General features: G+C 41.1%; 12 protein-coding genes. 6 read left to right on the top strand and 6 right to left on the bottom strand.

What is annotated here, in order from left to right; translation table 11 throughout:
- Positions 1–51: 51 nt before the first annotated feature.
- From BIT28_RS24730 to BIT28_RS29735, 3 genes are all read right to left on the bottom strand, one after another.
- Positions 52–471: a GFA family protein gene (locus BIT28_RS24730; RefSeq protein WP_075767599.1), complete on the bottom strand. Its 420-nt coding sequence runs from the start codon at positions 469–471 to the stop codon at positions 52–54.
- Positions 472–592: 121 nt separating this feature from the next.
- Complete coding sequence (locus BIT28_RS24725; RefSeq protein ID WP_075767598.1) at positions 593–928, bottom strand: hypothetical protein; 336 nt, start codon at positions 926–928, stop codon at positions 593–595.
- Positions 929–1241: 313 nt separating this feature from the next.
- A complete protein-coding gene (locus BIT28_RS29735) occupies positions 1242–1409 on the bottom strand; it encodes a hypothetical protein (RefSeq protein WP_175577606.1) in 168 nt (55 codons plus the stop codon).
- A gap of 257 nt (positions 1410–1666) precedes the next feature.
- Here BIT28_RS29735 and BIT28_RS24720 point away from each other — a divergent pair, with 257 nt between their 5' ends.
- The 4 genes from BIT28_RS24720 (at position 1667) to BIT28_RS24705 (ending at position 6560) form a co-directional block, all read left to right on the top strand.
- On the top strand, positions 1667–2839 hold the full coding sequence (locus BIT28_RS24720; protein WP_075767597.1) for an alpha/beta hydrolase: 1173 nt from the start codon (positions 1667–1669) through the stop codon (positions 2837–2839).
- A 331-nt stretch (positions 2840–3170) separates the two neighbouring features.
- Positions 3171–3887, top strand: a complete 717-nt coding sequence (locus tag BIT28_RS24715; RefSeq protein ID WP_175577605.1) for a class I SAM-dependent DNA methyltransferase — start codon at positions 3171–3173, stop codon at positions 3885–3887.
- Positions 3888–4179: 292 nt separating this feature from the next.
- Positions 4180–6021 carry a lipoxygenase family protein gene (locus BIT28_RS24710; RefSeq protein WP_075767596.1) on the top strand — a complete coding sequence of 614 codons (1842 nt, stop codon included), beginning with the start codon at positions 4180–4182 and terminating at the stop codon, positions 6019–6021.
- A 176-nt stretch (positions 6022–6197) separates the two neighbouring features.
- Entirely contained in the window at positions 6198–6560 is a 363-nt protein-coding gene (locus BIT28_RS24705; protein WP_075767595.1) for a phasin-related domain-containing protein, read from the top strand.
- 446 nt (positions 6561–7006) lie between these two features.
- Here BIT28_RS24705 and BIT28_RS24695 read toward each other — a convergent pair whose 3' ends face one another.
- Together BIT28_RS24695 and BIT28_RS24690 are read right to left on the bottom strand one after the other, a co-directional pair.
- Positions 7007–7375, bottom strand: a complete 369-nt coding sequence (locus BIT28_RS24695) for a hypothetical protein (protein ID WP_075767648.1) — start codon at positions 7373–7375, stop codon at positions 7007–7009.
- Positions 7376–7497: 122 nt separating this feature from the next.
- A complete protein-coding gene (locus tag BIT28_RS24690) occupies positions 7498–8802 on the bottom strand; it encodes a winged helix-turn-helix domain-containing protein (RefSeq protein ID WP_075767593.1) in 1305 nt (434 codons plus the stop codon).
- Between the two features lie 356 nt (positions 8803–9158).
- On the opposite strand from BIT28_RS24690, the gene BIT28_RS24685 reads away from it, so the two are divergent.
- Positions 9159–10394 carry an autotransporter outer membrane beta-barrel domain-containing protein gene (locus BIT28_RS24685; RefSeq protein ID WP_075767592.1) on the top strand — a complete coding sequence of 412 codons (1236 nt, stop codon included), beginning with the start codon at positions 9159–9161 and terminating at the stop codon, positions 10392–10394.
- A gap of 25 nt (positions 10395–10419) precedes the next feature.
- Here the strand turns inward: BIT28_RS24685 and BIT28_RS24680 are convergent, their stop codons facing one another.
- Complete coding sequence (locus BIT28_RS24680; protein WP_175577604.1) at positions 10420–11382, bottom strand: hypothetical protein; 963 nt, start codon at positions 11380–11382, stop codon at positions 10420–10422.
- Between the two features lie 460 nt (positions 11383–11842).
- Between BIT28_RS24680 and BIT28_RS24675 the strand changes: the two genes are divergently transcribed.
- Entirely contained in the window at positions 11843–12121 is a 279-nt protein-coding gene (locus tag BIT28_RS24675; protein WP_075767591.1) for a hypothetical protein, read from the top strand.
- Positions 12122–12132: the final 11 nt, after the last annotated feature.

Raw genomic sequence — 12132 nt, 5'->3', positions numbered from 1 at the left:
AAATCTCCATCTTTGTCTGATTTGCCAACTTGATTCCTTTGTGTGTTCTTATTAGCTGAATTTTTCCATAACTTCAGCTTCAGTCATGACCGGACAATCATTGTCAAAGCTGTAATAGTCTGGTTTTAAATCAATGAAGTACTGCATTGACATATGTAGTTTTTCTTTCTTATCAAGATCCATTGCACCCAGTAAGATGTTGTAGGTTCCTGACTGACTCATCTTGAAATATAAATGCGTTCCGCAATTGCGGCAAAAGCCTCTTTTTGCCCAAGGGGAAGATGTAAACTCTGAAAGATATTCAGCCCCTTGAATTTCAACGTCTGTACCGCATGGCATCGCAAATTGCGGTCCGCCATTCCACTTTTTACATGTGTCACAATGGCAGACGATGAACTCATCCTTAAGCTTTTGTATTTTTAGGGTTACTTTGCCACAAAAGCAAATTGCTTCATGATTAGTTTTCTCCATACTTAATCTCCTTAAGTTTATCACTAAACATCAGTTGCGCCTCGAAGACTCAATTAACGCGCTGTGATTCATATTAAAATATGAGCCACAGTTTCAGCTTGGATGTTTCGTCTATTAAGTACTAAATTGTGCAAATTATGTCTTTAAAGTAGCTATGTGCACCTTTCACTTTGTGGGTTTTGATATATTGCTCCATGCTTCTCTTTTTCCATGCGTCATTCGAGCCTTTAGCTTTTGCTGACTCAGAAAATAAATAGCCATGTGGGCAAAGTTCGCTAGCTTTATTCTTGAAAACACTATCGACTTCACTATTTGAGATCACAGATTCCTTATCACTAATGGCTATCAAAGTATATCTGTTATCGCTTACTTCATGGCTGAGTATTTCGGTCGACGAAACTTGAGAAGAAGCACATCCGCTTAAAAGTATCAAACTAAAAAATACTGTAGGCTTCATTTTTTCCTTTATAACCTTACATTGTGTTCAACGCACAAGGTTTCCATATCACTTCTCTTTCCAAAAAACGGTGTGGACTTTTGAACGCTGTTCTTTGGTGCTGTTTCGCGAATTGTATAATAATTTATTCACCCGTAAATTAGACATGCATCACACTTTTGTGGATGAGCCTTCTATATCCCATTATTACCGAGAGCGGATATGACATGATCAACCAGCTTCTGACCAATGCCCCGTGATTGCTAGGCTGATGATACTGACAGGTGTTGCAGATATCCTCTACGTCCATCGGCACCAACCAGAACGGCACCAATTATCTTGCTGTTGTGGATTGTAACAAAGCCAGCCCTTGGTTTCGCTGTAGGTACGTTTCTATGTTCGCTCTTGAGTCACCATCACTGAGAGTCATGCCTTTTGATGCTGCCCAAAGATTAATTACACCTTGATAGTCTGAGATATCCATTTCTCCAAATTGAATCATTAATACACCATTATTAAAATCTAAGTTGCTTGCGTCTTAGTTATTACCGTTGTCACATTTCGGCACGTATAACAAATGAGAATACTCTCTTTCATTGATTAGTCTAATCAAATTGATATAGATTGCATATTGTTGCATATTGTTGCATATGTTTGGTTGAATATTTGCTTTTTGGTGATTGTCTTGTTTTGCAAGTCGTTGTAATTGCCATTTTTGGTATGAATATCGATAAATAGAGAGAAGTAGGAATATCTAATATGAAATGGAAAATAGGAAGGCTGGCATTAGCTGGTTTTATCGGCATTTTGCAATGGCCTGCAATTGTTCATGCTGAGGCAGTTGAGCAGCATACTGCTGTATTTCCGAAACCAGATGGCCAGTATCAAATTGGATTTCATCAATTTGAGGTCACTGAAGAGGAAAGGTGGATTCAGGTTTCTGCATGGTACCCGAGTGAAGCAGAAGCCGTTGGTGAACAAGCGACCTATGTGATCCCGGCGATTGCCAAGGTACTACAAGATAATGATTTCCCTGAGTCTGAATATAAAGGGTTGCCAGCATCGTGGTCGTTTTTTGATCTGCCTGCGGCCTCGGGTAAACACCCTGTATTAATCTATAACCATGGATTTAATACCTTTCCGCGTCAGAGTATGACTCGGTTTGAGTACCTCGCCAGCCATGGTTACATAGTACTCGCGGTTGGCCATCCTGAAGATACAATGGCGATAGAAAGAGATACAGGGGACGTGGTTTATCAGCTAGATAAAAACATTAATGGAAATATTGATAAGGATGACCTGGCAGCCTTGATAACAAGCTTAAAACGTATGTCTAAAGCTGAATCTCAATTGGAGTGGCAAGAGGCGCTTAGTAAAGCCGTAACAGCGAAATTTGCGAATGGTTTCACTGATCGATTTGATACTTGGTACACCAATAATATGATGCTAGTCGATGCACTGTCTAAAATTCAATCAGGTACAATTTCGACACCATTACAACAACATATGGATCTAGAGGAAATCGCCAGTTTTGGTCATTCTTTTGGGGGGAATGTTTCAGTCATTCTGGCTAACAAGAACCCTGAAATAAAGGCTGGCGTCAATCTTGATGGGGCAATGTTTAATTGGACTATGGATGAGAAACTGACAGTACCTACATGTTTCTTTTATTCCAACTCCGGTGAATCGTTTCCTGGTCTCAATGATTCCTTGTTTAATGACTCAGTACCTGTTTGTTCTCTGAGCTTTAACGGCGCCAGCCACATGAGCTTTACCGATCTTACTTACACCATGCCAGATGGGGCTGGGAAAGTTAATGGCTATCCAATTGGTCAGGCGATTGATACTAACCTGAAAGCATTTTTCGATGCCAAGCTTAAACATGCGAACAGTTGGCCACCAGTGTCTAATGAAGGTGTTATACAAAAGTAAGGTGCAGAGATGGCCAGTTATTCTCTAGCATGAGAATGCTTGAAGCCGTATATAGCTTCGTATTACTACCTAATTTATTAAGGGGGCATGAGCCCCCTTTAATCAGCTGAATCCAACTCAATACATCATTGAAAGCTATATGTAACTATTGAAAGTTATAGCGCTGATTTATTGCTCTTTTACATGTTATTACCTGTCTGATGAATAAGCTGATGATATTTCTATTTTGGGTTGCTTGGACGCCTATCGGCTGATAAGTTCCTGCTTGCTTCGTGTTGAAATTTTCCAGCGAGCGTATCAAATGCCTCGCTTTATATGTTTAGGAAGCTCTATGAAATCTGATATGTATTCAAAATATGCAGAACAGTATGACTCGGCTGTACAGGACAATATTTACAATGCTCATTTTGAAAGACCGTCTATGCAGGCAATGCTGGACGATTTGTCGGGAAAGGATGTGCTTGATTTAGGATGTGGATCAGGTGTTTATGCTGAGTTTCTTATTAAGCAAGGTGCATCTAGTATAACCTGTATTGATGCCTCTGAAGAAATGATCAAATTGGTGAGACATAAGCTTGGTGATAGAGTTGTTTCTTATACTCAGGATTTGTCTATCGGCCTTCCTAAAGAAAAGTCGAATAGTACTGATGTGATTATTTGTCCGCTTGTTCTTCATTATCTACAGGATCTCTCAACTTTGTTTGATGACGTTAATAGAGTCTTAAAACCGAGTGGGTATATGGTTTTCTCCACGCATCATCCCTTTGCTGATTTTGAGTGTTCCACTAGCGGCAACTACTTTGAATGCGAGCTTGTGAAGGACATCTGGGACACTGTTGGTACTCCCGTTGATGTTACCTTCTATCGGCGATCATTAACGGAGATCATGACAGCCATTACAAATAGTGGCCTGGTTGTTTCCCAGTTATCTGAAGGTATTGTATCGGAGAAAGTCAAAGAGCTTTCATTGCAGCATTATGAACATTTATCTAACAACCCAAACTTCATCTTTATAAAGTGTCAGAAGTTATCATTGGGTGATCTATAGCCATTAATTCGCTAGGAAATGTGATCTTTCTTCAATTGTTTTGTTGGGCTGTGGAAATAAAACTTTCATGATCGGTGAGTGAATTAACAGTTTAGACTCTTGATATGCAACTGGTTTGATTTTGGCTGGTTAATTAAAGTTCCTGAACTATCTTCTTTATCAATCTTATCGAATAGTGGTTTGACCTGTAGCAATACAGTGGCTCGATGAGTGATGCCAATGACCATTTTTTAGATTTTGCATGTAACGGTCATTCTTATATATCTCTACAATTAAGAAGAAAGGACTCACCATGTTTAACTTATTTCCGCGTTTACACCCAACGCTGCCGCAGAATGACAGTAAACGAGAGCAAGAAAAGCGTCGGAACCAACTTGAGACAACACAAGAACAATATGTCTGGGATCTCAAGCATCCAAATGTTGCACCTGTTCCTATGGTTAAAGAAGTGCCGAGAGAAGCGGATCCGACCTTAACTTGGAAGATCACCGTGCTAAAAACCTTAGTACCTGTTGTTGAAAATCTTATCGCCAATGTCAAAGATGCTGCAGATCTGGTTGATATAAAAGATGGCTTGAAAGAAGTTTCCGAGGCAGCTGTGAGCTTGAAGCCTGGGCAAGAGTGGGCTTTGATCAGAAATACATCTGAAATGCTGAAGTCACTGGTTGAGATGTATTTGAGGTTGGTGCAATCGGAGGTGAAGGAATACCGCAATGAGGCCGGCCTCGATGCATACAAAGATCTGTTCAAAAAGATCCCTCTACCAGCTGTCGCCGAAGTGTTCCAGAAAAATGAGACTTTTGCCAGATTCCGGGTTGCGGGTCAGAATCCAATGTTAATCAAAGGGGTTACCAGCATTCCGGATAACTTCCCCGTCAGTGAAGAAGGATTTCAAAAAGTGATGGGGACTGATGATTCATTAGCCGAGGCGCTGACAAATAATCGTGTCTACCTGCTTGATTACCATGAGCTAGAGATGCTTGCCGACAACCCTCAGGGGGCAGAAAAGCAAGTCTTTGCACCAATTGCATTGTTTGCTATTCCCAAGGGCCAGAAATCACTAATGCCCGTTGCAATACAAAGTGCTCAGGATAAGGACACATCCATCTTAACCTATGCGGTCGAGAATAATGATAACTCTGCGGAATACTGGCAGTGGCAGGCCGCTATGACCTTGGTTCAGGTTGCGGATGGTAACTACCATGAGCTCTTTGTACATTTAGGCCGAACTCACTTGATCATTGAAGCCTTTACCATAGCGACGAATCGCTATCTTGCTGAATCTCACCCGATTAATGTGTTGCTGTTACCTCATTTCGAAGGGACCTTGTTTATTAACAATAGTGCCGCAGGTTCGCTAATCGCAGAAGGTGGGCCTATTGATAGTATCTTTGGTGCCAAGATTGAATCTACCCAACAGGCAGCTGGTACAGACAGGCTAAATCTGGACTTTTATGGGTATATGCTGCCAGCCGATTTAGCGACGCGCTGTGTAGATAATAAAGATATTCTGGATTACCCATACCGTGATGACGCTATTTTGGTCTGGGATGCGATTCAGGAGTGGACGACGTCCTATATCAATGTTTATTACTCTGATGATGCCGCTGTAACTGAAGATTATGAGCTAACCGCTTGGACAGAATCTTTGATGAAAGAAGGTTCGATAAAAGGGTTCAAGCCAATCACAACTCGTGAGCAGTTGTCCGAAGTGCTGACGATGATTATATTCACTGCCAGCGCACAACATGCCGCTGTTAACTTTCCACAAAGTTCTTTGATGAGTTTTGCACCTGCAGTAACCGGGGCTGTATGGGGCAAAGATCCGTTGAATGTACACACGGAGGAAGCTTGGCTGCAAAACTTCCCGCCTATGAAGCAGTCGCTTGAGCAGTTGTCATTGCTACAGATTCTTGGTGGTGTTTATTATCGTAGGCTAGGTGAATACCGTACGAACAATTTTCCATACTTTGAGTGGTTTGAAGATGACAGGATAACGAAAGAAGGCGGTCCTCTTTGCTGCTTTAATGCCTCTTTGAAAGAGGTTGAAAAAATCATCAACGACCGAAATGAAACGCGTGAAGAATACAGCTTCCTGTTACCGAGTAAAATCCCACCTAGCATTAATATCTAACTAAGCTGAAAGCGGGAGATGTTCTCCCGCTTTTGTTTACGTCATCCTGTACATATTTCCCTGAATGATTCGCTAAATTAGTGAGATCACTCTAATTGAAAGCATTATCCTGATACATAAGAAGTCAGCTTTTATCATTGGCTGGCAGTTGTAAGCTAGTGTATGAGGACATGATCATGAAAGACCAAGAACGGAAAATAGAAGATTCGGCCCGTGAAGAAAAGCTCCATAATAAGGTTTGGCTTGCTGGGTTAGGTGTATACGCGAAAGGTGGGGATGAATTGAATCAGCTCTCGGGCAAAGGCAAGGCTATGTACAATGAGCTGATTGAACAAGGTCGAGGCGTTGAATCTGAGCTGAAAGAGCGTATTCATACAACTCGTATCCACAAGTCTGTTTCTGCTGAAGAACGTGCGCACCAACTGGTTCAGAAAATGGTTGGTATGGATAATGAGCGCCTAGACAGTCTTGATGATAAGATCGATCAATTGACGGCAAATATTGAAGCGCTATTGGAGCGTCGTGAAGCGAAAAAATAACTGAGTGACATCACTAGATTGCTAGGTAGATATTGTACCAGGCTTCTAGTTGTCGCTCACAAATGTCGACTGTTATCAGTTCTAAGCGGGATGACCTGGCTCTCACGAGTATCAGCCCAGGCAAGGATCAACGCGTAGTACTTTTTCAATAACATCAGATACACTCCAGTCAGCGCAAAGCCCAAACATATTAGTTGGCTGGAGTCGTGCACGTTGGAAGGTGTCGCCATAAGTATTATCCCTAATGTAATGCCTAGTACACTTAAGCCAAACATAAGCGGATAAGCTAGGTTAAAAAAGGGCTGTAAGTTTATGAATGTGCTAAAAAGTAGCCGTTTCAACGTTACCATACCAAATCTCCCGTTGAAGTGTAGTTACAATAATTTAACAAATGGCGCGGGGATGGCAATAGCGGTATTAAGCAATTTTAGGTATTCGCTATGTACTTAACTTGAAGGGGCTGAGGCGCTTTTTAACTTCTCTAAAGGGTTAGGGCATTTTTCGTCTGCAATACGCATCACCTCTTTCTGGAGTGTCTCGTCAGCACTGATATCTGGGTATTTTTTACTTAGGTCTTCAATACACAGCTCAGAGGTGTTCATCACTCTCATCATCTCATCTTGTGAAGCTAATATCTTGGACATGTCGCCGGATTGCAGCGCCTCGTTTACGAGCGCTAATGTCTCTTCCGCATGTTGGTAAGGTCCTTCTAGGCAAACACAGACATCATCAGCAGCCGCTTCGAGGTTTGCTGCAAAGAGATGTGGGGAGAGAACTAGCGCCAGTACTGTAGCAGGGAAGATATACCGATTCATTGGATACTCACGTTTCGTTATGAATTTGTATGGAGGATCTGATGTCATGGATAGTATAGCTGAATCACTTTAAGTTGTGGTTCCGGCAAGGGCTGCCGGAATCAAGGTTGTACCGGAGTTCTCTAGTCACATTCTGGATCAGGGTTGAGCTGAAGATCTCCATTGCATTTGGCAAACTGGAAATATTCGTCGAAGTTTGAGTCGGTTTCTCCTTGCTGGGCATACCAATAGAAACCTACATCCGGTGAATACCAAAGGAAGAGTCCTTTTTGCCTGTATAACATGTAAGTGTCATAGCCAACAGCCTTGGTATATAGGCTATTTTCATAGTTCTTTACTTCACCAGGGAGTTTCACGCCCATTGTCTTGAGTTCTTCCTGAGAATTGATCCAATAGAAGTATCCGGGGGTTATCTTGCTGGTGGCAATGAAAGGCGAAATGTTAGATTCAATCAACGAGAATTGCCCCCCTTTAAATGAAATAGCGACAAACTCAGATTTATCTTTATTCATACGGAAGCTAATGCCGGTAAACTTCCATGTGTCCTTGCCTTTTTTGCGTACGAAGTATTGAGACAGGTTAGGGTAGATGTTGCCGTTCTCAAGGTATAAATTATATGACTTTGCAGAAGCCTGCATATTGGTCGTATTTTCATAAACTGACATCGCACCTATCGTCATTGATTCTTCGGTTAAGAGCGGCCAAAACGTATCAATGTCAAAATGCTTAAAGGTTACTGCACGGGCAGAATCTGGATCGCAGTAATTTTGCTTAGTTTTATTACAGAAGGCTATTGAATAGTATTCATCTGATTTTGAAATGAAAAACAGCTTATCATGAATAGTTTTAGGGGTAATGTATTGATTGCTATAACCATGTAGTGGAATAAGATCACTTTCAAGTTTAGATAGCAGCACCACAGTATTGTTCTCATCATCAGTGATAGTCCGATGATAAAACTGGTCTCTTTGCAGATGGCTATATAGCAATATGGAGAGGCCTGCGAATAGAGTCAATGCAAAACAAAGCGCGATCTTGGGTGCGCGTCGTGATTTATTTATTGTTTTATGGGGTCTTTCATCAGAAGGGGCAGGCTTTCTGGGCTGCATGATGTTTATTTTGTAACCAAGTTTAGGCACTAGCTCAATGATTTGCCCTTTCTCTTCTTCTTTTAGCTTTATCCTGAGGTTGCGGATGGTTTGAAACAGAGAGGTTGGAGTGACTTCTTTTCTTACCCAGCCTGCCTTCAGCAGCTCGGCTTTTGTCACCATTCGTGGTGCATTGGCTATCAGAGTATAGAGTACCTCTCGTTCAGCGCGGTTTAACTTAATGATTTGTTGTTTGTTTAAGAGTTGCTTCGTCGAGCAATCGAAAACGAGGGCTTTGCCGATTATAACTTTATCTGTTTGTTCGTGGTTATCAGGCATGCTGGTATTGCTCAATAGAAGGTGACTTTAGCTTTATAGATTTCGACACAAAACAATCCATTGATTTCATGCAAAACTCTATGACATGAAAGTTAAATACTGCCACAGAATATATATAGAAGCTAGTTTGAGTCTTAGTAGAAAAGAGCTGTATATCAATTAAGTAGATGAACATTTAATGCTTGTTAGCATTTATATTCTCGCTTAGATTTTTTTGTTTGAAAAATTATCGATATGGTCATTTTTGCGACAGGGGCAAAAGTGCTCACTTTCTATACTAATTAGTGACTTCATTGCTACTGACTATTTTAACAATTTAATTGTGGTGAAGGGCAATAATTTCTGGGGGAAGTTGTATGTCTGCGAAGCTAATTAGACTAATTACACCAGCCTTGGTTGCAGGAACCTTGTTGAGTCATCCCGCCGTAAGTGCAGCAGATGCCGAGCAGCAAGAGTCGGTTACAACCCGCTTATCTTCTGAAGTGTATAAGGCAATTTCTGATTTGATGGCGTTGGCTAGTGATTTTAGAGGTGATAAACCTGATTCAGTTTCTGCTCCTCCTGGGCAAGTTCCGTCGATGCCATATTTTGCCAGCAATAACAGTGAAATGGGCCAACGGGTAAGTAATTTACGTACCGCTATGAAATCGAATGCCCAGCCTACGACTTATGGTGGTCAATATTCTGAGCTAACACTATATCAGGATGGTTTGCTTGGCGAGCAAAACTACTCTCGTCTCGGTGCCTATTTTAGAGTTAACTCAAATGTAGCCAATAATGAAAGTTCGATGTTTGCAACTAGCAGAAATCAGGAACAAGATGGCTATTCATTAACCTTAGGTGGTGATTATTTATTGAATGACCACTACTTATTTGGTCTGGCGTTGGGGTTGCCCTTTTATGACGATGAGCATGAAAGTACGGAAAGTGATATTGACGGATTGGTCGCTTCCGGCTACTTCAGTTATTTCCAAAATGACTGGTATGTGGATTTCACTGCTAGCTATGCATTAATGGATACAGACATAGAAAGACGTATTAGTCATTATTCGGATACGGTTATCAACAATGCAAATGAAGCTGATTCGGATATATGGGTATTTTCGCTTGGTGGCGGGTACGTTATTGACTATAACTATCTTAATATTGCTTTTGAAAGCAGCTTTCAGTATACGTTATCCGATACCGATCGCTATGCAGAACGGCTTTCAAAAGGTAATGCAAACTACCTGATTTCTAAGGTCGAAAATGTCAACAACTTGGAATCAACAATGTTGATTACAGGTGTCAGTATCTCACATCCGGTACGATCGAGTTTGGGTATCTTCCAACCTTATGTTCGAGGGTATATTCATTATGATATTGACAGCGGATCAGAGCGAATTATCAGCCAATTGAAAGCTGATCATTCAGGTAGTGTGTTACCAATTATTGTTAACTCCGACGATGCCGTATACGGGCGGATGCATTTTGGGCTTTCAGGCGCATTTAACGAAGATTGGCATGGCTATGCAGAAGCCAGTACGCTTATTGGACTTGATGAGCTTTCCGCATCTTCCTTTACTGTTGGTGTAAGTATGTCCCTCAATTAATTGTTACTCATTTAGAGCTTGCGGATTACGGTGTCGGTATTGTTCTTTTTAACCTGTCTATACCACGATCTGAACTGAAGAATAATTCGAGTTCTACCATAATTCCCGGATTTATTTTGTAGTTAAATTTGTCCTGGAAGTCGATCTCGGGCGTCACTGTCAGATATAACCACTGCTTGTACAACCGATGTTTCCATCCTGCAGATATCCATGAGTTTGTAATAGAGTATGTGGGCCTTGAGTCTGCGCTGATACCCAGCGAGTATTGAAGTAAGTTATCATCATCAATACGATCAAGGATTTCTGTTTGCTGTACAAACTCCCAGTTATTGTCTGTATCAAGATACTGTATGTTTGAGCTGAGTTTTAATATTGTCGAGGGATCATCTCGGCGAGCGTAATAGAGATCAAGTGAGGACAGGCTGCCCGGTCCCTTTGAATGGTAATAAAAGATTTCTTGTTTGAAACGGCTTGTCCAGTTGTGACTGAGTTGGTCAACTCGGCGGAGATCTGCGCGAGTGAAGGGATCTAAAGGCCATTTGAGTTTTACCCCGAGGTCTATATTGGTTTTCCATTCTCCCAGTTTTCTCCCCTGGAGGCGCACACCGCCGATTGCGCTGTTCAGACTATTGTCACTGTTATTGCTAATGCTGCGCTCTTTATCCTCTAATCGGTCGAAGTCATCCGGATCTGTTTCAAAGATCAGCTTCCAGTTTTTCTTGGTATGAGGGAGGTCCAGTTTCAAATAGACATTGGCATCAGGGTCAAAATGTTCACGGTGGGTATAACGGCTTTTGAAGCGAATTCGTATATAACTTCGGTTGCTTATGGGTTCTTCATCTTCTGTTTTGCCGACAAAGTGGTCAACTGACGCACCATATTCTTGGATTGTATCGGATATGGAAAGTTGTGTGTCGTCAATCCATGATTGGAATGTTTCGTCATGTTCAGGTTCATTTACCTTCTCATGCTTGTATTCATTGAACATAGACTCAGATGATGATTCCTTTCCATTAGAAAGCGGCGAGAGAAAAATACTGATAACCAGAGAGGAGTATTTAATCGAATTTGTGAGCGCAGTTATCTGAAGCCGCGATAGCCTATCTTGGTGATAATGAAACGGGGTTATCACTGTCTCAAAACCTATAAGATTATGAAATAAAGATAATATAAGTGTAGCTTACTCCTACGTTACTTTATGGTGCTGAAACCCTGCGCCTGAAAAATGAGATGTTTTTCTAAAATATTAACTTTTTTGCGTTGTTTATTTTCATTGTGTTTTGATATTCAGATGGTTAACTAGAATGGAAACAGTGTCTTACAGTTAATTACAGATTGAATATTTAAAAAAGTCAAAAATCTTATAAGTAATAATTTATCAACTACACTTTATTTGATTTGAAAATCTGTACATTGGAGTACAGGATTATTTTCGGAGTAATAACACGATGGATAGTTCGGACTTTGATGGAATCAAGAGAGATATTTCACTAACGGTAAATGATATTTTTGAAGACTTTGAGCAAGACAACAACTGCTTGCCGACGGTGGAAGAATTCAGAAAACTGTTTTCTGGATATGCGGATCAATATATCGGTCCAATGGATGAACTTAGTGTTGAAGGTATCACCAATAACTTTGAAAAACATCAATCTAGGGAGCAGAAAATATGGCGGGCAGTGAACGAACTTGAAGCCGAGCAACGTTTCTTAAGGTCTGAGCAATAATTGCAATGCCC

Source organism: Photobacterium proteolyticum, assembly GCF_001939735.1.
Taxonomy (GTDB): Bacteria; Pseudomonadota; Gammaproteobacteria; order Enterobacterales; family Vibrionaceae; genus Photobacterium; species Photobacterium proteolyticum.
This window is presented reverse-complemented; position numbering and strand designations above follow the sequence as displayed.